The sequence below is a fragment of the Pseudomonas sp. BN102 genome, from assembly GCF_029871245.1.
In the GTDB taxonomy this organism is placed as follows: Bacteria; Pseudomonadota; Gammaproteobacteria; order Pseudomonadales; family Pseudomonadaceae; genus Metapseudomonas.
Window position 1 is genome coordinate 234,868 of sequence record NZ_SSON01000078.1, and the last position, 24,748, is coordinate 259,615.

At 66.1% G+C, this 24,748-nt stretch carries 26 protein-coding genes; 21 read left to right on the top strand and 5 right to left on the bottom strand.

The genetic code is table 11. From position 1 onward, the window contains the following. Positions 1-152: 152 nt before the first annotated feature. The 3 genes from E8F12_RS27035 (at position 153) to E8F12_RS27045 (ending at position 1,390) form a co-directional block, all read left to right on the top strand. Positions 153-809 carry an isoprenylcysteine carboxylmethyltransferase family protein gene (locus E8F12_RS27035; protein WP_280328290.1) on the top strand — a complete coding sequence of 219 codons (657 nt, stop codon included), beginning with the start codon at positions 153-155 and terminating at the stop codon, positions 807-809. Positions 810-932: 123 nt separating this feature from the next. Beyond that, positions 933-1,217 (top strand): hypothetical protein, encoded by a 285-nt coding sequence (locus tag E8F12_RS27040; RefSeq protein WP_280328291.1) that lies wholly within the window; start codon positions 933-935, stop codon positions 1,215-1,217. Positions 1,218-1,240: 23 nt separating this feature from the next. Continuing rightward, positions 1,241-1,390, top strand: coding sequence for a VOC family protein (locus E8F12_RS27045; RefSeq protein WP_280328292.1), 150 nt, complete (start codon positions 1,241-1,243; stop codon positions 1,388-1,390). Here the strand turns inward: E8F12_RS27045 and E8F12_RS27050 are convergent. Continuing rightward, complete coding sequence (locus tag E8F12_RS27050; protein WP_280328293.1) at positions 1,374-2,333, bottom strand: DJ-1/PfpI family protein; 960 nt, start codon at positions 2,331-2,333, stop codon at positions 1,374-1,376. The two genes, E8F12_RS27045 and E8F12_RS27050, sit on opposite strands and share 17 nt — an antisense overlap. A 117-nt stretch (positions 2,334-2,450) precedes the next feature. On the opposite strand from E8F12_RS27050, the gene E8F12_RS27055 reads away from it, so the two are divergent. Together E8F12_RS27055 and E8F12_RS27060 are read left to right on the top strand one after the other, a co-directional pair. Beyond that, on the top strand, positions 2,451-3,449 hold the full coding sequence (locus tag E8F12_RS27055) for an SLAC1 anion channel family protein (protein WP_280328294.1): 999 nt from the start codon (positions 2,451-2,453) through the stop codon (positions 3,447-3,449). A gap of 68 nt (positions 3,450-3,517) precedes the next feature. Continuing rightward, positions 3,518-3,844 carry a multidrug efflux SMR transporter gene (locus tag E8F12_RS27060; RefSeq protein WP_280328295.1) on the top strand — a complete coding sequence of 109 codons (327 nt, stop codon included), beginning with the start codon at positions 3,518-3,520 and terminating at the stop codon, positions 3,842-3,844. A gap of 74 nt (positions 3,845-3,918) precedes the next feature. On the opposite strand, the gene E8F12_RS27065 is transcribed toward E8F12_RS27060, so the two are convergent. After that, positions 3,919-4,239, bottom strand: a complete 321-nt coding sequence (locus E8F12_RS27065) for a DUF2025 family protein (RefSeq protein ID WP_280328296.1) — start codon at positions 4,237-4,239, stop codon at positions 3,919-3,921. Positions 4,240-4,524: 285 nt separating this feature from the next. After that, on the bottom strand, positions 4,525-5,847 hold the full coding sequence (locus E8F12_RS27070) for an MFS transporter (protein ID WP_280328297.1): 1,323 nt from the start codon (positions 5,845-5,847) through the stop codon (positions 4,525-4,527). Positions 5,848-6,020: 173 nt separating this feature from the next. Between E8F12_RS27070 and E8F12_RS27075 the strand changes: the two genes are divergently transcribed. From E8F12_RS27075 to E8F12_RS27150, 16 genes are all read left to right on the top strand, one after another. Beyond that, complete coding sequence (locus E8F12_RS27075; protein WP_280328298.1) at positions 6,021-6,932, top strand: LysR family transcriptional regulator; 912 nt, start codon at positions 6,021-6,023, stop codon at positions 6,930-6,932. Between the two features lie 164 nt (positions 6,933-7,096). Then, positions 7,097-7,528 carry a carboxymuconolactone decarboxylase family protein gene (locus E8F12_RS27080; RefSeq protein WP_280328299.1) on the top strand — a complete coding sequence of 144 codons (432 nt, stop codon included), beginning with the start codon at positions 7,097-7,099 and terminating at the stop codon, positions 7,526-7,528. 1 nt (position 7,529) lies between these two features. Further along, the gene (sigJ, locus tag E8F12_RS27085; protein ID WP_280328300.1) at positions 7,530-8,411 is read left to right on the top strand and encodes an RNA polymerase sigma factor SigJ; all 882 of its coding nucleotides are present in this window, start codon (positions 7,530-7,532) and stop codon (positions 8,409-8,411) included. Between the two features lie 131 nt (positions 8,412-8,542). Further along, the gene (locus tag E8F12_RS27090; RefSeq protein WP_280328301.1) at positions 8,543-9,979 is read left to right on the top strand and encodes a catalase; all 1,437 of its coding nucleotides are present in this window, start codon (positions 8,543-8,545) and stop codon (positions 9,977-9,979) included. A 340-nt stretch (positions 9,980-10,319) separates the two neighbouring features. Continuing rightward, positions 10,320-12,404, top strand: a complete 2,085-nt coding sequence (locus tag E8F12_RS27095) for an LTA synthase family protein (RefSeq protein ID WP_280328302.1) — start codon at positions 10,320-10,322, stop codon at positions 12,402-12,404. Between the two features lie 309 nt (positions 12,405-12,713). Then, complete coding sequence (maiA, locus tag E8F12_RS27100) at positions 12,714-13,346, top strand: maleylacetoacetate isomerase (RefSeq protein ID WP_280328303.1); 633 nt, start codon at positions 12,714-12,716, stop codon at positions 13,344-13,346. Positions 13,347-13,489: 143 nt separating this feature from the next. Beyond that, a complete protein-coding gene (gene hppD, locus E8F12_RS27105) occupies positions 13,490-14,569 on the top strand; it encodes a 4-hydroxyphenylpyruvate dioxygenase (protein ID WP_280328304.1) in 1,080 nt (359 codons plus the stop codon). Positions 14,570-14,749: 180 nt separating this feature from the next. Further along, on the top strand, positions 14,750-15,235 hold the full coding sequence (locus tag E8F12_RS27110) for an adenosine-specific kinase (protein WP_280328305.1): 486 nt from the start codon (positions 14,750-14,752) through the stop codon (positions 15,233-15,235). A 405-nt stretch (positions 15,236-15,640) separates the two neighbouring features. Continuing rightward, positions 15,641-15,841, top strand: coding sequence for a hypothetical protein (locus tag E8F12_RS27115; protein ID WP_280328306.1), 201 nt, complete (start codon positions 15,641-15,643; stop codon positions 15,839-15,841). 288 nt (positions 15,842-16,129) lie between these two features. Then, entirely contained in the window at positions 16,130-16,804 is a 675-nt protein-coding gene (locus E8F12_RS27120; protein WP_280328307.1) for a thermostable hemolysin, read from the top strand. Then, complete coding sequence (locus E8F12_RS27125) at positions 16,794-18,263, top strand: AMP-binding protein (protein ID WP_280328308.1); 1,470 nt, start codon at positions 16,794-16,796, stop codon at positions 18,261-18,263. The genes E8F12_RS27120 and E8F12_RS27125 overlap by 11 nt, the downstream gene beginning before the upstream one ends. Next, positions 18,260-18,934: an iron-containing redox enzyme family protein gene (locus tag E8F12_RS27130; protein ID WP_280328309.1), complete on the top strand. Its 675-nt coding sequence runs from the start codon at positions 18,260-18,262 to the stop codon at positions 18,932-18,934. Before E8F12_RS27125 ends, E8F12_RS27130 begins: the two co-directional genes overlap by 4 nt. Then, positions 18,921-19,727 (top strand): SDR family oxidoreductase, encoded by an 807-nt coding sequence (locus E8F12_RS27135; protein WP_280328310.1) that lies wholly within the window; start codon positions 18,921-18,923, stop codon positions 19,725-19,727. The genes E8F12_RS27130 and E8F12_RS27135 overlap by 14 nt, the downstream gene beginning before the upstream one ends. Further along, a complete protein-coding gene (locus E8F12_RS27140) occupies positions 19,724-20,368 on the top strand; it encodes a hypothetical protein (RefSeq protein ID WP_280328311.1) in 645 nt (214 codons plus the stop codon). The genes E8F12_RS27135 and E8F12_RS27140 overlap by 4 nt, the downstream gene beginning before the upstream one ends. Positions 20,369-20,376: 8 nt before the next feature. Then, a complete protein-coding gene (locus E8F12_RS27145; RefSeq protein ID WP_280328312.1) occupies positions 20,377-21,039 on the top strand; it encodes a response regulator transcription factor in 663 nt (220 codons plus the stop codon). Continuing rightward, a complete protein-coding gene (locus E8F12_RS27150; RefSeq protein WP_280328313.1) occupies positions 21,036-22,421 on the top strand; it encodes an ATP-binding protein in 1,386 nt (461 codons plus the stop codon). Before E8F12_RS27145 ends, E8F12_RS27150 begins: the two co-directional genes overlap by 4 nt. A gap of 99 nt (positions 22,422-22,520) precedes the next feature. Here E8F12_RS27150 and E8F12_RS27155 read toward each other — a convergent pair whose 3' ends face one another. Both E8F12_RS27155 and E8F12_RS27160 read right to left on the bottom strand, forming a co-directional pair. Then, entirely contained in the window at positions 22,521-23,435 is a 915-nt protein-coding gene (locus E8F12_RS27155) for a response regulator (protein ID WP_280328314.1), read from the bottom strand. Positions 23,436-23,439: 4 nt separating this feature from the next. Beyond that, a complete protein-coding gene (locus tag E8F12_RS27160) occupies positions 23,440-24,684 on the bottom strand; it encodes an ATP-binding protein (protein WP_348532438.1) in 1,245 nt (414 codons plus the stop codon). Positions 24,685-24,748: the final 64 nt, after the last annotated feature.

Below are 24,748 nucleotides of genomic sequence, written 5' to 3' on the forward strand. Positions count from 1 at the left end.
GCCAGGGCAAGAGTCAGGATTCCGAGGCGTCCCATGACAGCACCTCCAGCGTGAATCCCCCCAAGGCTTCCAGTTATAGCGCCAGCCACTGCACCCACCGTGCCGCCTGCTGTCCAATGGTCTGTCGGAGCAGATCGCAGAGGTGATCCGCCATGTCCATGCCCGTCCTGATGCTGGCCACCCTCGCCGGCACCCTCGCCTACCTGGGCCTTGCGATCCTCGGCTGGGGCGGCTTCGGCGCCTTCTTTTCGCACCCGCCGCTGGTCGCCCTGACCCTGGTGCTCTTCGCCCTTACCATCCTGGCGCCCTTTACCGGTGGCAACCTCAGCAGCGGCGTGCGGGAGGACCGCGAGAACCGCTGGGTGCTGGTGGCCTTCGGCATCATCGGGGTGCTCAGCGCCTTTCTGCCGGCCTACACCGATCGCCTCGACTTCTGGACCTTCGGCGGCAACGGGGTGCGCTGGTTCGGCGTGTTCTGCTTCGCCGTCGGCGGCGCGCTGCGGCTGTGGCCGGTGTTCGTGCTGGGCAACCGCTTCAGCGGCCTGGTCGCTATCCAGCCCGGCCACCAACTGGTGACCGACGGGGTCTACGGCCTGATCCGCCACCCCAGCTACCTGGGACTGATGATCAGCTCCCTGGGCTGGGCCCTGGCCTTTCGTTCCGGCGTCGGCCTGCTGCTGGTACTGCTGACACTGCCGCCGCTGGTCGCGCGCATCCGTGCGGAGGAGGCCCTGCTGCGCTCGCAGTTCGGCGCCGAATACGAGGCTTACTGCGCACGCACGTCACGGTTGATCCCTGGCCTCTACTGAACCGTTGGGCCGGTGGGGTCGAACCCCCGCCGGCGGCCGGAAGTCCAAATTCCTGTCACGCACGCACAGCCCCGGCGCCTGACTCGCGGGCAACCGGGGTGTTCTGTTTCCGGAGGATTTGCGATGGTCACTCACTACAAGGTCGCCGGACATCTCGCCTGCGGCCACCATGGCCAGAACCTGGTCTCCACCACCGATCTGGCGCGGGTGAAATGCCGCAGCTGCCGCAACACCGAGGTGTTCAAGGAAGCGCGTCGGGAGGCGCGCAACGCTGCGCGGCGGGCGGCACGCCGGGCCAAGGTCGCCCATGCCGCCAACGACTGGCGCACGGCCTGGCAGGAGAAGCTCACCGGCCTGCCGGGCAAGCAACGACTGCCCCGGGGCTTCGGTAATCAGCCTTTCGTCTGAGCCCGAGCGCCGTCGCAGGCGAAATGGACAGCCTCTATCAGCGGCTGCTGACGGCGGGGGTGGACTTCTACACCCCCCTGGCCGATCGCGACTTTGGCATGCGCGACTTCTCCGTGCAGGACCCGGACGGCAACCAGATCGGCATGGGCGCCACGCTCAACCATCAACCTTGAAACGTGCCCGGTAGTCGCTCGGCGTCACCCCCAGGCGGCGGAAGAACGCCCGGCGAAAGCCGTCGACGTTGGCGTAGCCCACTTCGTCGGCCAGGCGCTTCAAGGGGATGTCCGACTCCTCGGCCAGGCGCCGGGCAGCGTCGATGCGCGCCAGCTCGACGAACTCAGCCGGGGTGGAGCCAGCCTCCTGCTTGAACACCCGCGCGAAATTGCGTTCGCTCATCCCGGCCAGGACGGCCAGGACCGGCACGCTGAGGTCGTCCTTCAGGTGCGCCAGTACATGGTCCTGGATGGCGCGGATGGCCGAGCGCTCGGCGGTCTGCGCCGCCAGGTGCGCACTGAATTGCGACTGGCCGCCGGGCCGCTTGAAGAACATCACCATCTCCCGCGCCACCCTTAGCGCCAGCTCGCGGCCGTGGTCCTCCTCGACCATGGCCAGGGCCAGGTCCATGCCCGCGGTGACACCGGCGGAGGTATAGAGGTTGCCGTCCTTCACATAGATGCTGTCGGCCTCGACCTGGGTCTCGGGGTTCTCTTCCGCCAGGCGCACGCTGCTGTTCCAGTGGGTGGTCACCCGGCGTCCGCGCAGCATGCCGGCCGCAGCCAGGGCAAAAGCGCCGGTGCAGACCGAGCCGATCCGTCGCACCGAGCCGGCCTGCTGCCGCAACCACTGCTGCAATGCCGGGTTGCCGGCGATGTCGTCGACGAAGGGGCTGCCCGCCACCAGCAGGGTGTCGAGCTTGCCCTTGTGCGTCTCGACCGTGGAATCCACCGCCAGGCGCAGGCCGCTGCTGCCCTTGAGCAATCCGGGCTCGGTGCCTATCACCTCCACCCGGTAGGCGCGGGGGTTGCCCAATTGCTTCGCCGCTTCGGCGAAGACATCGGCCGGGCCGACTATGTCCAGCAGTTGCACACGGGGAAAGGCCAGCAAGGCGATGCGCATGGTGGTGTCCGTCACTGTCGAGAGGTTGGCGGAAAACGTCGCTACATGGCTGTTTAAGCCAGATCAAGCATGGCAGAAACTATCTCCACCGACAAATCCAGCCCAACGGAAGCCGCCATGAACACCGTATTCGTCCCCCCGCTCGAACAAGCCCAGGCCAAGCCCGTCAGCAGCACCTCGATCAAGAACCTACCGGTCAACCTGTTCGGTACGGTCATGGGCCTGGCGGGCCTGGGCCTGGCCTGGCGCCTCGCACACCAGCACTTCGGCGTCAGCGCGCTGATCGGCGAAGCCATCGGCCTGTTCGCCGCCCTGGTGTTCGTGGTACTCGGCCTGGGCTACCTGACCAAGCTGGCACGCCATCGCCAGGCGGTGCTCAACGAGTTCAACCATCCCATCGCCGGCAACTTCTTCGGCACCATCGTCATCGCCATCCTGCTGCTGTCGGTGGTTGCCGCGCCCTACAGCGAGCAGCTGGGCCAAGCGCTGTGGACGGTAGGTAGCCTGCTGACGGTGGTCCTCGGTGGCCTGGTCCTGTCGCGCCTGTTCCAGGGCAAACAGGACCTGCAGCATGCGGTGCCGGCCTGGCTTATTCCGGGAGTGGCCACCCTCGACATCGCCGTCACCGGCGCCCATATGCCCATGGCCTGGGCCCATGAGCTGAACCTCTTCGCGATGGCGGTGGGCGCGGCCATGGCGCTGATCTTCTTCACCAGCATCTTCCCGCGGCTGGTGCACCAGGAACCGCTGGCCAAGGGCATGGTCCCGTCGCTGATGATCCTGGTGGCGCCCTTCGAGGTGGGTTTCCTGGCCTACACCAACCTGTTCGGGATCGACCGCTTCGCCGCCATGCTCTTCTATTTCGGCCTGTTCCTGGCCGTGGTGCTGGGCTTCAAGGTGTTCCGCCGCGACGTGCCCTTCGCCCCGTCCTGGTGGGCGATCAGCTTCCCCCTGGCTGCCCTCGCCAACGCAGCACTTAAGTACGCCCAAGCGCAGGGTGGCCTGCCGCTGCAACTGATCGCCTGGGTCATCCTGGTGTTCCTCACCTTGTCCCTGGCCGTACTGACCTGGAAGACCCTGGTCAGCCTGGTACGCGGCAAGCTGCTCGCCGGCTGAGTTCCTCCCCGCCTCGCGAGCCCTTTCGGGCTCGCTTTTTTCTGCCGACTCTCAACGAGATGCACCCGATGACCCCGACAACCTCCTGGCTGCTACTGGTCGCCGCCGGCCTGCTGGAAGTGGCCTTCGCCCTCGGCCTGAAGGCCGCCAACGGCCTGCAGCGTCCCTGGATCCTGGCCGGCACCCTGCTGGTGCTTGCCGGCAGCCTGGGCCTGCTCACCCTGGCCCTGCGCCAATTGCCGGTGGGCACCGCCTACGCCACCTGGACCGGCATAGGCGCCGTGGGCACCGCCCTGGCGGGCGTGCTCTGGATGGGGGATTCAGCCTCCATTGGCCGGCTGGCCTGCATGGGGTTGATAGTGGGAGGGGTGATGGGGCTGCGCTGGCTGCCCTGAATAGCACCTGGGGTCGGATGACGGCCCCAGGCGGCGCTAGTCAATACGCTGGATGCACCATGACATTACCCGCTTCAAAGCCGCAGCCGCTCGGCGCTGATCTCCGGCAGGTCGGTGCGGCGCAGGTAGACCAGCAGCGTGTCGCACAGATTGAGTCGGTCGTTGATGTTCTGGTCCAGCAGGATCTGCAGGCACTCGCGGCTGAGGGTCATCACCTGTCCGGCTTTCGCGACCCAGACGAACTCGCTGGCCGGGGTGATGCTGCCGTCCGGCACATCCATGCCAAACGAGTCTTCGCTGAAGCGCACGATGTACTTGCCCAGCTTGCGGTTGAAGCCGACGAAACCCGTGAGGGTGTCGGCGGCCTTGCAAATATCGGCGGAGGTGATGCTCATGCTGTACTTCCCCTGAATGAAACGGAACGGGTGCACGCATGAAAGGCAGGAAAGCTCCCACTCTGGCCGGTGGGTAGGCCGACTATTCTGCCAGCCCCGCCCCCCGCCGGGGATATCGCCGCGAGAGGTGTGTTGTCGCACCCCGGGCGGTGCCAATCTCCGCACTCGAAGGAAGACGCCGTTATTTGTAGGAGCGAGCTTGCTCGCGAACAGCCCGAGCGCGACCTTTCGCGAGCAAGCTCGCTCATAAGCCAGGGACCGCTGGGCGGCCCCTGGGTGAACCGGTCAATGCGCCGGCTGGACGATGGCGTTGCCCGGCAGCGCCGGCAACCGCGTCAGGTGCAAGGACACCAGTACCGCCACTACCAGCAGCGAGCCGATGAACAGGCCGACGCCTTCCCAGCCGTAGAGGTGCCAGAACAGCCCGCCGAGGGTTCCGGCCAGGCTCGAACCCACGTAGTAGCTGAACAGGTAGAGGGACGAGGCCTGGCCCTTCGCGCGCTGGGCGCGGCGGCCGATCCAGCTGCTGGCCACCGAGTGGGCGCCGAAGAAGCCGAAGGTGAAGATCGCCATGCCGGCAAGGATCACGCCCAGGGGGTTGAACAGGGTCAGCACGAGGCCGCCCAGCATCAGCAGGATGGCCGCCCAGAGCACCTTGCGCCGGCCCACCTTGTCCGCCAGCGACCCGACCCAGGCCGAGCTGTAGATGCCCGAGAGGTAGACCACCGAGAGCACGCCCACCAGGGCCTGGCTCATCTGGTAGGGCCCCGCCAGCAGGCGGTAGCCGATGTAGTTGAACAGGGTGACGAAGCTGCCCATCAGCAGGAAGCCGATCAGGAACAGCCAGGGCAGGCCGGCGTCCCGGAAGTGCAGGCGATAACCCTCGACCAAGGTGGCGGGCTTGAGAGGCGCCGGGCGGAAGTGCCGGGACTCCGGCAGCACGCGCCAGAACACCAGGCCCGCCAGCAGCGCCAGGCCGCCCATCAGCGCCAGGGCCGCGTGCCAGGAAACGAAGTCCACCATCACCCCGCTGATCAGCCGGCCACTCATGCCGCCAATGGCATTGCCGCCTATGTAGAGCCCCATGGACAGGCCCAGGTGGTGCGGGTGGATCTCCTCGCTGAGGTAGGTCATTGCCACGGCGGCCAGGCCGCTGAGGGACAGGCCCACCAGCGCGCGCATTACCAGCACACCTTCCCAGGTCGGCATTGCCGCGCTGGCCAGGGTGAAGAGGGCAGCGGCGATCAGCGACACCACCATCACCGGCTTGCGGCCGATGGCGTCGGACAGCGGCCCGGTCACCAGCAGGCCGAGGGCGAGCATGGCGGTGGACACCGAGAGCGCCAGGCTGCTCTGGGCGGCAGTGATCGAGAAGGCCTTGGACAGCACCGGCATCATCGGCTGGATGCAGTACAGCAGGGCGAAGGTGGCGAAGCCGCCGGAGAACAGCGCCAGCGAGGTGCGCATGAACTGCGGCGTGCCCTTCCTGATGTAGGTCGGGAGTTCGGGGTCATTGGCGGCGGCGTCCGGCAGCTCGGCTGCTTCACGGGCCGCCTCGCTAAACGCGGGTTCGTCTTCGGTCTTGAGTACTGCCTGGGGTTTGCTCACGGGGCACCTTCGGAGAGTTTGCGGCGAGCAGGCACAACGATGCCGTGCCGCCTGTATCTGGGGCTGGGAATTCGTTGTTGGGGTTATGTGACGAAGAATATAGAGAGGTTTATATTATCTCCAATATATTATTCGACACATTTGATACCTTTTACCTATCAATAGGCAGCCCCATGGAACTGAGACACCTGCGCTATTTCATTGCCGTGGCCGAGGAGTTGCACTTCGGCCGGGCAGCCGAGCAACTGGGCATTTCCCAGCCGCCCTTGAGCCAGCAGATCCAGGCGTTGGAGGAAGAAGTCGGCGCGCGCCTGCTGGAACGCACCAACAGACGGGTGGAGCTCACAGAAGCCGGTCGCCTGTTCCTCGACGAGTCCCGCCAGGTGCTGGCCCAGGTGGACAAGGCGGTGCAACTGGCGCGCCGCGCCCAGCGTGGCGAGCTGGGCGAACTGAAGGTCGGCTTCACCTCGTCGGCGCCCTTCACCTCCACTGTTCCCCGCAGTATCCACGCCTTCCGCCAGGCCTACCCCGACGTGCACCTGGAGCTGCATGAAATGAGCAGCGCGGAAACGGTCAAGGCGCTGCTGGAAGACAGGTTGCAGGTGGGAGTGATCCGCCCCCTCGCCCTGCCGGACAACCTGCTGGCCGTGGAGCTGTTCCGCGAGCCGCTGGTGGCGGTGCTGCGCGCCGATCACCCGCTGGCCGCAGGCAGCGCGGAAGGGCTGGAGATCGCGGCCCTGGCGGAGGAACCCTTCGTGTTCTTCCCGCGTACCTTCGGCACCGGCCTCTACGACCAGTTGATCGCGCTCACCCGCGAGGCGGGCTTCTCCCCGCGCATCGCCCAGGAAGCCAGCGAGGCGATGACCATCATCGGCCTGGTATCGGCGGGGCTGGGGGTATCCGTGCTGCCCGCCTCCTTCCGCCGCACCCGGGTCGACGGCGTGATCTACCGCACCCTGCTGGACCCCGGCGCGACCACCGCCGTCTGGCTGGTGCGCAGGCGCGGCGAGCGCTCGCCCCTGGCACTGTCCTTCGTCGAACTGGTCACCCGCGAGGCTGCCGCCATCCGCGATCGCAAACTGTAGGAGGGGTCGGGCGGCGTTCCGCGATACCCATCAGCGGGACCGATCGCGAATGAATTCGCTCACACAATGAAGCACCGCTGAAAATTCCGACGCCACGTCACAAACCCGCCCCCTGGTTCGTCGTGAAGGTGTAACCCCTTCCAAGCCGAACCGAGGACACCGCCATGACACCCGCAAGCCCCGTCAACTATCAGCAGGTCATCCCCGAAGTCATCAACGCCATGGGCGAAGTGCACACCCCCATGGACGCCCTGGGCCTTCCGCGCAGCCTGCACCACCTGGTGCAGCTGCGGGCCTCGCAACTCAACCAATGCGCCTTCTGCGTGAAGATGCACACCCGTGAAGCGCGGGAAGACGGCGAGACCGACGAGCGCCTGGACCGCCTGGTGGTCTGGGACCACTGCAGCGACTTCACCCCGCGCGAGAAGGCGGCCCTGGCCTGGACCGAGGCCCTCACCCAGCTCGACCGCCGGACCGACTATGCTGCCCTGCGCACGGCATTGCGCGAGCATTTCAGCGATGTGGAAATCGGCGTGCTGACCGCCACCGTGGCCATGATCAACCTCTGGAACCGCATCCAGATATCGAGGCACTGACGTGAGAGAAACCGCTGCAACGGCCGTCTTCGAAGACAGCCGCCGCTTCCTGCTGAACCTGGCCTACCGCATCCTCGGCTCGCGCAGCGATGCCGAGGACGCGGTACAGGAAACCTTTCTCAAGTGGCGCGAAAGCGATCACGCCGCCCTGGACAATCCGCGCGCCTGGCTGACCACCCTCTGCACCCGCCATTGCATCGACCAGTTGCGTCTGGCGCACCGGGCACGGGTGGACTACGTCGGCACCTGGCTGCCGGAACCCATCCACAGCGAAACCACGGAGTCGCCGGAACAGATGCTGGAACTCTCCTCTTCGCTGTCCACCGCCTTCCTCCTGTTGCTGGAACGGCTCACCCCCAAGGAACGCGCGGCCTACCTGCTCGTCGATATCTTCGACCTGGCCTACCCCGATGTCGCCCGCGCCATCGGCGTCCAGGAGGCCGCCTGCCGCAAGCTGGTGTCCCGCGCCCGCGCCGGCCTGGCCGAGGGCAAGGTGCGCCAGGCCCCGCCGCGCGAACGCCAGGAACAGCTGCTCGACGCCTTCCATGCGGCCATCGCCAGTGGTGCCACCGCCGGGCTGACCGCCCTGCTCGCAGACGAAGTGGAACTCTGCGCCGACGGTGGCGGCAGAGTGCCGACCCTGGGCCACATTCTCCATGGCAAGGCCGAGGTACTGGCGTTCATCTACGACTCGCTGCGCGGCTACTGGGGCGACTACCGCTGGCTGCCCGCCGACCTCAACGGTGGGCGCGGGGTGATCCTGGCCAGTGCCGGGGAGGTGGTGGCCTCGGTCACCTTCGCCTATGACGAGCGGGGTCAGGTCAGCAACATCTACATCGTGCGCAATCCGGAGAAACTGGCCGGCCTCGAGTTGCCCGGCTGAGACGCCGGCGACGGCTGACCGGTCAGGCCCGGAAGCCTCGTCTAAGCTTCTCCGGACGTTCGCGTTGCGAGTCCTGTTCCGGGGCTGTAGTCGTCCGCCGCATCACTTTGCAACCCAAGGAGAGGCCTGAGATGACCAAGAAAAACCTGACCAATGCCACCGGCGCGCCGGTGGTGGACAACCTCAACATCCAGACCGCCGGCCCCCGTGGCCCGGCTCTGCTGCAGGACATCTGGCTGATCGAGAAGCTCGCTCACTTCGACCGCGAAGTGATCCCCGAGCGGCGCATGCACGCCAAGGGCGCAGGCGCCTACGGCACCTTCACCGTCACCCACGACATCACCCGCTACACCCGCGCCAGCCTCTTCGCCAAGGTCGGCAAGCAGACTCCGCTCTTCCTGCGCTTCTCCACCGTCGCCGGCGAACGCGGCGCGGCCGATGCCGAACGCGACATCCGTGGCTTCGCGGTGAAGTTCTACACCGACGAAGGCAACTGGGACATAGTCGGCAACAACACCCCGGTATTCTTCTTCCGCGACCCGCTGCGTTTCCCCGACCTCAACCACGCGGTCAAGCGCGACCCGCGCACCGGCCTGCGCAGCGCAGCGAACAACTGGGACTTCTGGACCCTGCTGCCGGAAGCGCTGCACCAGATCACCATCGTCATGAGCGACCGCGGCATCCCGAAGACCTACCGGCACATGCACGGCTTCGGCAGCCACACCTTCAGCATGATCAACGCGAAGAACGAGCGGGTCTGGGTCAAGTTCCACTTCAAGAGCCAGCAAGGCATCGAGAACCTCAGCGACAGCGAAGCCGCCCAGGTGATAGGTGGCGACCGCGAAAGCCACCTGCGTGACCTCTACGACAGCATCGAGAAGGGCGACTTCCCGCGCTGGACCCTCTACATCCAGGTGATGACCGAAGACCAGGCGCGCACCCACAAGCACAACCCCTTCGACCTCACCAAGGTCTGGCGCCATGGCGACTACCCCTTGATCGAAGTAGGGGTGATGGAGCTCAACAAGAACCCGGAAAACCACTTCGCCGAAGTGGAACAGGCGGCCTTCTCGCCGGCCAACGTGGTGCCCGGCATCGGTTTCTCGCCGGACAAGATGCTCCAGGCGCGACTCTTTTCCTACGGCGACGCGCAGCGCTACCGCCTGGGGGTCAACTTCAACCTGATTCCGGTGAATGCCCCGCGCTGCCCGTACAACAGCTACCACCGCGACGGTTTCATGCGCACCGACAGCAATGCTGGCTCCACCATCGCCCACTACCCCAACAGCCAGGGACTCTGGGAGGACAGCCAGGCGCTGGCCGAGCCGCCGCTGCCGCTGGAAGGCGACGCCGCCAACTGGGACCACCGGGTCGACGTGGACCACTTCGAACAGCCCGGCGACCTGTTCCGCCTGATGACGCCGGCGCAGCAGCAGCTGCTGTTCGAGAACACCGCGCGCGGCATGGGCGACGCGCCGCTGGAAGTGAAGCAGCGGCATGTCGCCAACTGCACCAAGGCCGACCCGGCCTATGGCGCCGGGGTGGCCAGAGCGTTGGGATTGGCTTGAGGCCCGGAGGCAGGCACTGAGGCTGCCTGCCCTACCTTTGTGGGGGCGAATTCATTCGCTGAGGGCTGCGCAGCAGCCCCATTCGAGCTCCGCAGGGCAGACCTGCGATCTGCTTAGCCAATGAATTCGCCCCCACAGTCATTCACCCCCCACAATCACTCCCCTGCCGTCGTCTTCCTCCCCCAAACAACGTTTTCTTCACATTTCGTCTGTCAAAGTCCGCCCGGTTTCGGCGGTCCCGATTGGAACCAATGTGCCATCAGGCGGTCTTATCGCCTCTGGCGCCGCCCACCCCACTGGGGCCCGCCTTTCGTCTTGAGCCCTATGGATGCTTGATCGCATGACCGCAAAGGAACCCATCGCCACCCGGCAGACCTCGTTCAGCCTGGACACCCCCACCGTCAAGAGCCACCTGACCTTCACCCTGCTCAGCGCCGCTGCGCTGATGGTCATGTACAGCCTGCTGCGCGTCGCGCTGCTTGCGTACAACAGCGACCAGATCGGCGACAGTCCGGCCTCGGTGTTCGTCGAAGCCTTCTACAACGGCCTGCGCTTCGACCTGCGCGTGGTGGTATTCGCATGTGTGCCGCTGCTGCTTTCGCTGCTCAGCGCCCGCGCCATGGCCGCCCGTGGCCTGCACCGCCTGTGGCTGACCGCCTTCGCCAGCCTGACCCTATTCATCGGCATCAGCGAGCTGGACTTCTACCGCGAATTCCACCAGCGCCTGAACAGCCTGGTGTTCCAGTACCTGCAGGAAGACCTGGGCACGGTCTCCAGCATGATCTGGAACGGCTTCCCCGTGGGCCGCTACCTGATCGCCTGGGCCCTGGCCACCGCCCTGCTCTACCTGCTGTTCCGCGGCCTCGACCTGGCGAGCCGTCCGCGCGTTCGCGCCAGTGAAACGCCCGCCATGCGCAGCACCGCCCCCTGGTTCGGCCGCCTGGCCATCTTCATGGTCTGCCTGGTGGTGGCCGTGGTCGCCGCCCGCGGCCACCTGCGCCAGGGCCCACCGCTGCGCTGGGGCGATGCCTTCACCACCGAGTCGATGTTCGCCAATCAGCTGGGCCTGAACGGCACCCTGACCCTGGTGGACGCCGCCAAAAACAGCTTCTCCTCCCACCGCGACAACGCCTGGAAGGCCACCCTGCCTGAGGATGAGGCCCTGGCCGCCGTGCGCGAGATGCTGCTGACCCCCAACGACAAGCTGGTGGATACCGACAAGGCCGCCATTCGTCGCGATTACACCCCGCCGGCCGAAGGCACCCTGCCGATCCGCAATGTGGTGGTGATCCTCATGGAGAGCTTCGCCGGCCGCTATGTCGGCGCCATGGGCAACCAGGACGGCATCACCCCCTACTTCGACAAGCTGGCCAAGGAGGGTCTGCTGTTCGATCGCTTCTTCTCCAACGGCACCCACACCCACCAGGGGATGTTCGCCACCATGGCCTGCTTCCCCAACCTGCCCAGCTTCGAGTACCTGATGCGTACCCCCGAGGGCGCGCACAAGTTCTCCGGCCTGCCGCAATTGCTCAGCGCCCGCGACTTCGACGACCTCTACGTCTACAACGGCAATTTCCAGTGGGACAACCAGTCCGGCTTCTTCAGCAACCAGGGCATGACCCGTTTCATCGGCCGTGAGGACTTCGTCAACCCGGTGTTCATGGACCAGACCTGGGGCGTTTCCGACCAGGACATGTTCGACCGCGGCGCCGTGGAACTGGCCAAACAGCCCACCGACAAGCCCTTCTACGCCCTGCTGCAGACCCTCTCCAACCACACGCCCTATGCGCTGCCCACCGACCTGCCGGTGGAGCGGGTCACCGGCCACGGCGGCCTCGACGAGCACCTGACCGCCATGCGCTACGCCGATTGGGCCCTGGGCCAGTTCTTCGAGAAGGCGCGCAAGGAGCCCTACTTCAAGGACACCCTGTTCGTGCTGGTGGGTGACCACGGTTTCGGCAGCGACAAGCAGCTCACCGAGATGGACCTGTTCCGCTTCAACGTGCCGCTGCTGCTGATCGGCCCCGGCGTGCAGGAGAAGTTCGGCAGTCTCAACCACAACGTCGCCACCCAGATCGACATCGTGCCGACCATCATGGGCCGCCTGGGCGGCGAAGTGCGTCACCAGTGCTGGGGTCGTGACCTGCTCAACCTGCCGGCGGACGATCCGGGTATCGGCGTGATCAAGCCGTCCGGCAGCGACCAGACTGTGGCCATCGTCAGCGACGACCGCATCCTGGTGCAGCCGCGCGGCTTCCCGGCGCGTCTCTACCAGTACCAGCTTGGCGCCGATGCCAAGGTCGAGCGCATCCCCGGCGACAGCGACCCGCGCCTGCAGAAGTACCTGGAAGCCTTCCTCCAGACCGCCACCGGCGCCCTGCTGAACAACACCGCGGGTGTCGAGGACGCCAAGCAACATCAGTGACGGACCCGGCCCCGCGGAATGCGGGGCCGCTTCTGCTTTTTTTACTGTGGGGGCGAATTCATTCGCCAAGCAGACCGCAGGTCTGCCCTGCGATGCTTCCATGGCGGCCGCTGCGCGGCCCTTAGCGAATGAATTCGCCCCCACAGGTTATCCCCCTGCAAGAATCCCCGCCGCTCCACCCTCTCCCCGCCCCAACGCTTGACAGCCCCGCCCCAAACGCCCAAATTACGCAAAGTGTAAATTGATTACGAAAATAACAATGCCGGCTACCGGGTTCCCGGACCGCCTGCCGCCTGCGTGAGTGCTTTTATGGACCTCTACACCTATTACCGCTCCACCTCCTCCTACCGGGTGCGCATCGCCCTGGCGCTGAAGGGGCTGGAAGCTCGGCAGATTCCGGTGAACCTGATCCAGGACGGAGGCCAGCAGCACAAGCCCGACTACAAGGCGATCAATCCCCAGGGCCGCGTGCCCAGCCTGCGTACCGACGAAGGCCAGGTGCTGACCCAGTCCCCCGCCATCATCGAATACCTCGAAGAACGTTATCCCCAGCCCGCCCTCCTGCCCCAGGGCCTCGAGGAACGCGCCCGCCAGCGCGCGGTGGCCGCCATCATCGGCTGCGACATCCACCCGCTGCACAATGTCGCCGTGCTCAACCGCCTGCGCGGCCTGGAGATCGGCGAAGCGGAGGTGATGGGCTGGATTCGTCACTGGATCGCCGAGGGCTTCGACGCTGTCGAAGCCTTGATAGGCGATGAAGGTTTCTGCTTCGGCGAGCCGGGCCTGGCCGACGTCTACCTGCTACCGCAGGTCTACGCCGCCCGCCGCTTCGAACTGGACCTGTCACACTATCCGAAGATCGCCCGGGTCGAACGCCTCGCCCTGCAGCATCCGGCGTTCATCCAGGCACACCCCGACCAGCAAGCCGACAAACCGGCCTGAGGCAACCCCATATGCAGAGCCTCGGATTCAAGGTCACCATTGGCGACCACCTCGCCCGCAGCGTGCGCGGCATTTCCTGCGCGCCGCCCGTTGCCACCTCGCATTGACCTATAACTTCCACTACATGCTTGAGGTGCAAAAAAATGGCTGACATCTTCGAAAACCCAATGGGCCTGATGGGCTTTGAATTCATCGAATTCGCTTCCCCCACCCCGAATACCCTGGAACCCATCTTCGCCATGATGGGCTTCACCAAGGTCGCCACCCACCGCTCCAAGGACGTTCACCTGTATCGCCAGGGCGAGATCAACCTGATCCTCAACAACGAGCCCAAGAGCCAGGCCGCCTACTTCGCCGCCGAGCACGGCCCGTCCGTCTGCGGCATGGCCTTCCGCGTGAAGAACGCCCACCAGGCCTACGCCCGCGCCCTGGAACTGGGCGCCCAGCCCATCGAGATCCCCACCGGCCCGATGGAACTGCGCCTGCCGGCGATCAAGGGTATCGGCGGCGCTCCGCTGTACCTGATCGACCGCTTTGGCGAAGGCTCCTCGATCTATGACATCGACTTCGAGTTCATCGAAGGCGTGGACCGCAACCCGCAGGGGGCCGGCCTGAAGATCATCGACCACCTGACCCACAACGTGTACCGCGGCCGCATGGCCTACTGGGCGGACTTCTACGAGAAGCTGTTCAACTTCCGCGAGATCCGCTACTTCGACATCAAGGGCGAGTACACCGGCCTGACCTCCAAGGCCATGACCGCGCCGGACGGCATGATCCGCATCCCGCTGAACGAGGAATCCTCCAAGGGCTCGGGGCAGATCGAAGAGTTCCTGATGCAGTTCAACGGCGAAGGCATCCAGCACGTGGCGTTCTTCACCGACGACCTGCTCAAGACCTGGGATGACCTGAAGGCTCGTGGCATGCGCTTCATGACTGCGCCGCCGGAAACCTACTACGAGATGCTCCAGGGCCGCCTGCCGGACCACGGCGAGCCGGAAGAGGAACTGAAGGCCCGTGGCATCCTGCTGGATGGCACCACCGAAGGCGGCAACAGGCGCCTGCTGCTGCAGATCTTCTCGGAAACCCTGATGGGCCCGGTGTTCTTCGAGTTCATCCAGCGCAAGGGCGATGACGGCTTCGGCGAGGGCAACTTCAAGGCCCTGTTCGAGTCCATCGAACGTGATCAGATTCGTCGTGGCGTGCTCAGCACCGACGAATAAGGCGCGATCGTCCAGGAAAGACCCGGCTTCCGCCGGGTTTTTCTTTGTCTGCCGTCGACATCGGGTAGGGTGCGCTGCGCGCACCGAAACTACCGCGCAAGATAGCCGGTGCGCACGGTGCACCCTACGGAAGCCCCGGACTCCTGACTATGCTTTCCATGGGGGTTGGAGGCGCTTCACATGCAACTCGTCAGCGTGACCATCGACAAGCCGGACGACATCAACTTCATCTTCGGCCAGACCCACTTCATCAAGTCCGTGGAAGACATCCACGAAGCCCTGGTCGGCGCGGTGCCCGGTATCCGCTTCGGGCTGGCCTTCTGCGAGGCCTCGGGCAAGTGCCTGGTGCGCTGCTCCGGCACCGACGACGCCCTGCTCGAACTCGCCCGCCGCAACGCCCTCGCGATTGCCGCCGGTCATAGTTTCATCGTCTTCCTCGGCGAAGGTTTCTACCCGGTCAATGTGCTCAACAGCCTCAAGCTGGTGCCGGAGGTCTGCCGGATCTTCTGCGCCACGGCCAATCCCACCGAGGTAATACTCGCCGAAACCGGCCAGGGCCGTGGTGTGCTCGGGGTGGTGGATGGCTTCCCGCCGAAAGGGGCGGAAGGCGAGGAAGACATCGCCTGGCGCAAGGGCCTGCTGCGGCAGATCGGCTACAAGCTCTGAGGCACGGGCGGCAGTTCGGATCCTTGATATTCGAACTGCCTTTGCCCCTGTATCCGACAAGTTTTCGTTAGTTGCGACGCGGACTTTCAGCAGCCTGCCATCGTTGCGACTCAACGCATGTGCCTATCTGAATTCCAGCGGCCTTTTCCATTGCCGGCCTATTCGAAATTCCGATTTGCACGGCGACTTCCACAAATTACCGGGGAAAGGGTGCCGATCGAACAGGCAGGATTCGGTGACGACCTGATGAGGAACTCCGAAGTACGTGCCGGGATTTCGCCACGCCCCTCTGGTCAGGTAACGAGATTTATGCTCAGAAAACGAGCATACTCGGCGAGTTCTGGAAGCAAATATCAAGTTCAGGGCAACCGAAGTATTGAAGTGCGCCCCGCAAAGGAAAGAGCCATGTCCAACCCGTTGATCGATAAATCCAGGTCAGTTCTCGAATTACAGGTGGAGTCGTTCCTCACCAATGGTGGCGAAATCCAGCAGATTCCCACCGGGACCACCGGCATGAAACCCAAGGAGACCTGGAAGAAAAGCGCTGCGAAGAGCCAGCCCCAGTCCCCCCTTCCCGCAGCAGCCACGTCCGAAGCCGACGAGTGACCCCCTCCAGGTTGGCGTCCTCGCCGGACAGAGGCGACGACGCCAACACGGTCAATGAGCGCTCCAGGAGCGCCCAGGCAAAAAAAAGCTGCCATCGCCGGCAGCTTCAATTTGCACCCTGGCACGTCCTGTGCCCTTTCTGTTCCTGAATTCAGAATGCCCCCTCCGGATGACAATGCCGTGGCGCTGGCGTGACCGCTAGGCGACAGCCGCGCTGTCCGTCTTCAGGGTCCCTTAAGACTTCCCCCGGATACTGCTCTCCATACGCTTCCCGCCTGGAGGGCACCGATGAACAGCACCGAGTGGAACGCCCTGTTCCCATTCCGTTTCGGCCACAAATCGCAGCAACACTACCTGTCCCTGCTGCTGGCGAGCGATCCAGGGCGCAGCCAGGCCGAGGCCTTCGTCCACCGGCGCTTCCTCAGCGTCCACGGTGCCGACATCCGCCAGTTCATGCCCGAGCTGCTCTCCATGCGTAACCACCATGGCGCGCTCAGCGCCGTGGCCGGACTGCGCATGGCCAGCCAGAGTCAGCTGTTCCTTGAGCAGTACCTCGAGGCACCGGCCGAAACCATGATCGCCCAACTGGCCGCACGCCCGGTGGCGCGGGACCAGATAGTCGAAGTGGGCAACCTGGCCTCGATCAACTCCGGCAATGCCCGGTTGATCATCGTCGCAGTCACCTGGCTGCTGTACCTGCGGGGCCTGGACTGGGTGGTGTTCACCGGAGCGCCAACACTGATCAACAGCTTTCGACGCCTGGGCCTGGAACCCTTGCTGCTCGGCGATGCCGACCCTGGCCGGCTGGGGGATGCCCAACAGCAATGGGGCACCTACTACGAACAGAAGCCGCAGGTATTCAGCGGCAGCATCCGCTTCGGCTTCGAACAGTTGCAACACAACGGAGTCATAGACCGGCTGGGTTTTCCTGAGGCAGACAGGGTGGCCCACGATGCAGCCTGAGGGCCTGCGCGCCATCCTCCGCCAGCACGCCGGCCGTCTGCCGCAACCCCTGGCCCTGCGTGGCGACACCCGCTGCCACACCTACGCCCAACTGCTCGACGAAGTGGAGCGTCGCGAAGCCGTGCTGCGTGGCGAACCCGATGGCGTGCTCGCCCTTGGTTTGGAGAACGGCCCCGACGCCCTGCTCTGGGACCTGGCCGCCCTTCTCGCCGGACGCCCCTGCCTACCGCTTCCGCCGTTCTTCAGCCCGCAACAGCGCGCTCATTGCCTGGCGCAATGTCGCGTCAACCTGGCAGTGGCCGACAGCGGGTTCTCAGCCGAACTGGAGACCGCGGGCTTCCAGGCCGATGGCCATTTCTGGCGCAGGACCGTCAATGGCGGCACCACCCTGCCGGCAGGTACCGCCAAGGTCACCTACACCTCCGGCACTACCGCACAGCCCAAGGGCGTCTGCCTGAGTGCCGAGTCCCTGTTGCAGGTGGCCGGCGAACTGGAAGCCGCCAGCCGCCCCAGCGCACCTGCGCATTACCTGGCCGTGCTGCCGCTGGCGGTGCTGCTGGAGAACCTCGGGACCTATGCCGCCTTGCTGGCCGGAGCCTGCGTCACTCTGCTGCCCCAGCGCCAGCTGGGTATCCAGGGCGCCAGCGGGGTGGACTGGCCGAAGCTGCTGGCCAGCGTCGTCCTCAGTGGCGCCCAGAGCCTGATCCTGGTACCGCAGCTGCTGCTCGGCCTGGTCACCGCCATCGAGCGCGGGCACCTGGGCCCCGGGCAGTTCCGCTTCGTCGCCGTGGGCGGTGCGCGCGTGTCGCCGGAACTGCTGGCTCGTGCGGCAAGGGTCGGGCTGCCGGTGTTCGAGGGCTACGGACTTTCCGAATGCGCGTCCGTGGTCTGCCTCAACCGGCCGGGCGCCAATCGCCCCGGCAGTGTCGGCCAGCCCCTGCCCCATGTGCGGGTGCGCCTGGCCGAGGATGGTGAAGTGCTGGTCAGCGGCCCGGTCCTGCTCGGCTATCTGGGCGAGCCGCCCTTCACCGGGCCATGGTGGCCGACCGGCGACCTTGGCGAGTTCGATGCCGATGGCTACCTCCACCTCCGGGGCCGCAAAAAGCACCAGTTCATCACCAGCTTCGGGCGCAATGTGAACCCGGACTGGGTCGAGGCCGAGCTGACCCAGCGCGGCACGATCGCTCAGGCCTTCGTCCATGGCGAGGGGCTGCCAGGCAATCTCGCCCTGCTCTGGCCGCTGGACCCGGCCTGCACGGACCAGGCGCTGGCCGATGCCGTCGCCAGTGCCAATGTCGACCTCCCGGACTACGCCCGGGTCCGGGCCTGGCGCCGCCTGGAAGTCCCCTTCAGCACGGCCGATGGCCTGCTCACCGCCAACGGTCGCCCGCGCCGCGAGGCCATCCTCGCGCGTTACCACAGCACCCTGCTCGAACTCGAACACGAGGTAGAACCATGAATTTCTTCGACCAGTTGCAAGCCGCCACCGCCAGCGAACGGGAAGCACTGTTCAGCGTCCCGGTGATACGCGAGGCCCTGGCTGGCCAGGTCAGCCTGGAGGGCTACCGCGCCTTCCTCGGCCAGGCTTACCACCATGTTCGGCATACCGTGCCGCTGATGATGGCCTGCGGCGCGCGCCTGCCCCCGCGCCTGGAATGGCTGCGCGGCGCGGTCTGCGAATACATCGAGGAAGAGTACGGCCACGAGCGCTGGATACTCGACGATATAGCCGCCTGTGGCGGCGACCCCGAAGCCGTCAGCCTCAGCCGCCCCTCGCTACCCATCGAGCTGATGGTGGCCTACCTCTACGACCTGATCGCCCGCGGCAACCCAGTGGGACTGTTCGGCATGGTCAATGTGCTGGAGGGCACCAGCATCGCCCTGGCCACCCAGGCTGCCGGTGCCATCCGCGAGACTCTGCAGCTGCCGGCTGGCGCCTTCAGCTACCTGTCCTCCCATGGCGCCCTGGACCAGGGCCACATGGCCACTTACCGCCAGTTGATGAACCAGTTGGACGACGAGGACGACCGTCAGGCCGTCCTCCACGCCGCCAAGGTGGTCTACCAGCTCTATGCCGAGATGTTCCGCGGACTGCCCCGTGCCGGTGAGGTGCAACATGCGCCTCTCTGACTGTCGTGCCCTGCTCACCGGCGCCAGCGGCGGCATTGGCCTGGCCCTGGCCGAACAGCTTTGCGCCCGCGGTGCCCACGTGCTGGTGGTGAGCCGTACGCGGGCGACCCTGGCCGCGCTTCTGCGACGCTATCCACAGCAGCTCGCCTGGATCGGTGCCGACCTGCGCCAGGCCCAGGACCGCCAGCGGGTGCTGGACGCCGCACGCGACATGGGCGGCGTCAACCTGCTGGTGAATGCCGCCGGGGTGAACCGCTTCGCCATGCTCGAACAGGTGGACGAGGGCCAGATAGAGGACATGCTCGCCCTCAACGTCACCGCCACCCTGCAACTGACCCGCACGCTGCTGCCGCTGCTGCGCCAGCAGAGCCATGGTCTGGTGGTCAATGTCGGCTCCACCTACGGCTCCATCGGCTACCCCGGATACACCGTCTACTGCGCCAGCAAGTTTGCCCTGCGCGGTTTCTCCGAGGCCCTGCGTCGGGAGCTGGCGGACACCCCGGTGAATGTCCTCTACGTCGCCCCGCGCGCCACCCGCACCGGTATGAACAGCCAGGCGGCCATGGCCCTCAACGCAGAGCTCAAGGTGGGTGTGGACGAGCCCGAGCAGGTGGCCGGGGCCGTGATCGCGGCCATCGAGAAAGACCTTCGCGAGCTCTACCTCGGCTGGCCGGAAAAGCTCTTCGTCCGGCTCAACGGCATGCTGCCGCGGCTGGTAGACCGCGCCCTGCACAAGCAGCTGCCGATCATCCGTCGCTTCAGTGCCGCCTCCCACCGCAAGGACCACCCATGATGAACAAGCTCATCTGCGCCTTCGGCCTGCTGCTGATCCTCAGCATTCCCGCCTGGGCCCTGGACGCCGGCGACAGCCAGCGCCTCGCCGCCATCCAGCAGCGCTGGGCGGAAATCCAGTATCAGGTTCCGGAGAAACAACGCGCCGCTGAGTTCGAGAAACTCGCCGCCCAAACTGCCGCCTTCACCCACGACGCGCCGCAAGCCGCCGAGGCCTGGATCTGGCATGGCATTGTCACCAGCAGCTGGGCCGGTGCCGAAGGCGGACTGGGCGCCCTGGGCAAGGTCAAGGACGCCCGTGTCGCCCTGGAGCGCGCCATCCAGCTCGACCCCACCGCCCTGCAAGGCTCGGCCTATACCAGCCTGGGCGCGCTCTACGACCGGGTGCCCGGCTGGCCCATCAGCTTCGGCGACGAGGCAGAGGCGGAGAAACTGCTGCGCAAGGCCTTGCAGATCAACCCCAGGGGCATCGACAGCCTGTATTTCTGGGGCGACCACCTGCATCGCGCAGGAAAGCAAATGGAGGCCCGTGCAGTGCTGCTCAAGGCGCGGGAGGCCGCCCCACGTCCGGGCCGCGAACTGGCCGACCAGGGCCGGCGCCAGGAAATCGATGCTTTACTGCAGGAAATCCAGAAACCCTAAGGCCGCCCATGCGACTCCTACTCGTCGAAGACGACAACGCCCTCGGAGCAGGGATGCGCAGCGGCCTGCGCCAGGAGGGGTACACCATCGACTGGCTGACCGATGGCGCCAGCGCCCTGCACGCCCTGCAGAACGAAGATTTCGACCTGGCGATCCTCGACCTCGGCCTGCCGCGCATGGACGGCATCCAGGTTCTCCAGCAGCTGCGCGCCGGGGGCTCGACCTTGCCGGTGCTGGTGCTCACCGCCCGCGACGCCACCGAGGATCGCATCCTCGGCCTGGATGCAGGCGCGGACGACTACCTGGTCAAGCCCTTCGATCTCAACGAGCTGAAGGCCCGCCTGCGTGCCCTCCTGCGACGCAGCGCGGGCCGACCACAGACGCTGATCGAGCACGCCGGGGTAGTCCTCGATCCGGTCAACCAGCAGGTCAGCTACCTGGGCAACCCGGTGGCCCTCACGCCCAAGGAGTACCAACTGCTCCACGAGCTGCTCTCGCAAACGGGCAAGGTACTGACCCGCGAACGCCTGCTGCAGACCCTCTACGGTTGGGACGAGGAAGCCGAAAGCAACACCCTGGAGGTGCACATCCATCACCTGCGTAAAAAGCTTTCCAGCGAACTCATCCGCACCGTGCGTGGCATCGGCTATCTGGTGGACGGCCGGCCATGACCTCGTTGCGCCGCCGCACCCTGTGGCTGGTGATGGTCCTGCTGCTGCTCGGAACCCTGCTCATCGTCTACCTCAACTACCGCGACAGCAGCCATGAAATCGAGGAGATCTACGACGCCCAACTGGCACAGAACGCACGGCTGTTGTTGGGCGTGATGCACATGCCGCTGGCCAGCACCGAACGGGACGGCCTCTACCGTGCATTCAACGCAGCCCTGAGCAGCGCCGGGCCGCACAAGGTCGGCCATCCCTACGAAAGCAAACTGGCCTTCCAGGTGTGGGACAGGAACGGCCGGAGCCTGGTGCGCTCGCCCAGCGCCCCGCCCTTCGACCACGCGCCGCAACGCACCGGTTTCCACAACATCCAGCTGGACGGCCACGACTGGCGCGGCTTCACCCTGCCGGACAGCAGCCAGGGCCTGCTGATATGGGTCGGCGAACGCGACGACGTGCGCCAGGACCTGGTGCAGCGCATCGTCCGCCACACCCTCTGGCCGAACCTGGTGGGGATACTCATCCTCGCCACCCTGGTCTGGCTGGCCATCGGTTGGGGCCTGCTGCCGCTGCAGAACATGGCCCGGGTGATCCGCAGCCGCCATGCCGACGCCCTGGCGCCCCTGCAGATAGAGCCGCTGCCCAAGGAGCTGGAACCCATGCAAGCCGCGATCAACCGCCTGCTGGCGCAGATCGAACAGCTGCTCCAACGCGAGCGCCGCTTCATCGGCGACGCCGCCCACGAAATGCGCACCCCGCTGGCGGTGCTGCGGCTCCACGCGCAGAACGCCCTGGAGGCCACCAGCGACGAATCCCGCGCCGAAGCCCTGGGCTTTCTCACCCTGGGCGTCGACCGGCTGACCCGGGTGGTGCACCAATTGCTGACCATGGCCCGGATGGAACCGGAACTGGCACGACAGAAATGGCAGCGGCTGGACCTGGAGTCCCTGGTCCGCGAACACCTCGCCGAACTCACCCCGCTGCTGCTGGACAAGAGCCTTGAGCTGGCCCTGGAAGTGGCCGAGGGCGACTTCCACACCACCAGCGATGCTGCCGCCATCGGCATCGCGCTGCAGAACCTGGTGACCAACGCAGCGAACTTTTCCCCACCCGAGGGCGAAGTGAAGGTCAGCCTGGACAGCGATGGCCGCGAGTACCTGGTGCTGCGCGTCGAAGACCGCGGCCCGGGGATAGACGAAGCCAGGCTGGAGCGCCTCTTCGAGCGTTTCTACAGCCAGGACAACCCCGGGGGCGCCGGCCTGGGCCTGGCCATCGTGCAGATGATCGCCAACCGCCTGGGCGGCACGATCACGCTTCAGAACCGTGAAGGCGGCGGCCTCTGTGCCGAGCTGAAGTTGCCGCGAGCGGTGCCGCTACCCGATGCGTAGGGTGCGCCGTGCGCACCATGACCCCGGCGCGGGGGTTCCGATGCGCATAGCGCACCCTAGGTGAATGTCCGTGCCACCCCGTGTGCAGGGGACCAGGCCTCAGGCAATCACCCTTTCCCGCAACCGCGCCAGCATCCCCAGCAGGCTGCCGACCCGCTGGCTCTCGCCGGCCTCTTTCGGCACCTCGGCGATGCGCGGCACGCTCTCCAACGGCTGGGCACGCCAGAGGAAAGCCTGTTCGGCTGCCGCCTTGAGGCCCTTCTCGAACAGGCCGCGGCGGATCGGCTTGGGCAGGTAACGGAAGATCTGCGCCTCGTTGATCAGCTTGAGCAGGGCCTGGGTGTCGCGGAAGGGCGTCACCACCAGGCTGAGCAGGCGCGGATGGGCCTGGGCCAGGGATTTGAGCAGCGGTGCCGTGTCATCACTGCCGATCCGCAAGTCGCTGACCAGCAGGTCCACCGGTTCCAGGTTCAGGGTCACCAGCGCCTCGCTCAGGCTGTGGGCGCGCAGCAGGCGGTGGCCGCCGGCCTGGCAGAAGGCCTGGACGCAATGCAGGGTTTCCAGGTCGTCGTCCAGCAACAGCAGGGAGAGCGGCGCGGCCAGTTCGCTGGTGGCCGCGGTGACCGGCGCGGCGGTCTGGCGCGCGGCGATTTCCGCCGCCTGGCGCAGGGTGAAGGCCATCTCCTGCGGGTCCCAGGGTTTGGTCAGGTAGCGGAAGATGCCGCCGCTGTTCAAGGCCTCCACCGCGGCGTCCAGGTCGGAATAGCCGGTGAGCAGGATGCGCAGGCATTCCGGGGCGATCTCCCGCGAGCGCGCCAGCAGTTCGGCGCCGCTCATGCCCGGCATGCGCTGGTCGCTGACGATGATCTGCACCGACTCCTGCTTCAGGCGCTCCAGCGCCCGCAGCGGGTCGCTCTCGGTGATCACCTCGTACTGGCGGCGGAACTGCAGCGCCAGGCTGCGCAGGATGCGTTCCTCGTCATCGACGAAGAGGATGCGGACGGGAGTGGTCATGGGCTCAGGCGCTCCGTTTCAGTTCGGCTGCCTGACTGCGCGGCAGGCTGATGAGGAAGCGCGTTCCGCGCCCCGGTTCCGAGGCCACGCGGATGCTGCCGCCGTGGTCGCGAATGATCTTGTAGCTGATGGACAGCCCCAGCCCCGTGCCCTCGCCCACCGGCTTGGTGGTGAAGAAGGGATCGAAGATGCGTTGCCGGACCTCGGGCGGCATGCCGCGGCCGCTGTCCTGCACGGAGATGAACAGGCTGGCGGCGTCGGCCCAGCTCTTCACCTGGATGCGCCCCGGCCCATCCATCGCCTGGGCGGCGTTGGTGAAGAGGTTGAGCAGCACCTGATTGATCTGCGAGGGCGCGCAGGCGATGCGCGGCAACTCGCCGAGCGACTGGATCACCTCGGCCTTGTCCTTGATATGGTTGCGGGCGATCAGCAGGGCGCTGCGGATGCAGTCGTTGAGGTCCACTTCCTCGCTCATGGCGCGGTCCAGGCGGGCGAAGTCCTTGAGCCCGGAAACCAGCTCGGCGATCTGGCCCAGGCCGTAGAGGGTGTCGTCGAACAGCTGGCGCAGGTCGCCCGCCAGCAGCTCGGGAGCGGCCTCCGCACGCATGGCCGCGGCGCGCTCCAGGGCATCGGCCAGGCGCTGCTCGTCGCAGGTCGAGTCGTCCAGGCAAGCGGCCAGGGCGGCCTGGCTCTCGGCCAGGGCGAAAAGCGGCGCGCTCAGCTCGTCCATCAGCTGGACATTGTTCTTCACATATCCCAGCGGCGTGTTCAGCTCATGGGCGACGCCCGCGACCATCTGGCCGAGGGAGGCCATCTTTTCCGATTGCACCAGCTGGACCTGGGATTCCTTCAGGTCCACCAGGGCCTTGCGCAGCACCCGGTTGCGCTGGGCGATGCGCAGCTCCATGGCCTTCAGCAGGTCGAGCACTGTCCCCAGCCCCAGGTAGCGTCCCTGCTCGTCCACCAGGATGAAATCTTCGGTAATGGGGTACTGCAGTTGCCCGGTCACCTGTTTGGCCGCCAGTTCCAGGCCGGATGCCAGGGCGACCGTGAGCGGCGCCGGGTTCATCACGTCGGCCACCGGGCGGCGGCCCCAGAGGTCGCGACCAAAGCGCTGCATGAAGATGTCCTGCAACGCATAGCGACTGACCAGCCCCAGCGGCAGGCCTTGCTCGTCCACTACCGGCAGGGAGAGGAAAACCTTGTGTTCAGGGGTCAGCAGGCGATCGGCGACATCACTGATGCTCATGTCCGGGGCCAGCGGCTCCACGGCGTTGAGCAGGCGAGCCAGACTGCTTTCGGCTGCCATGATA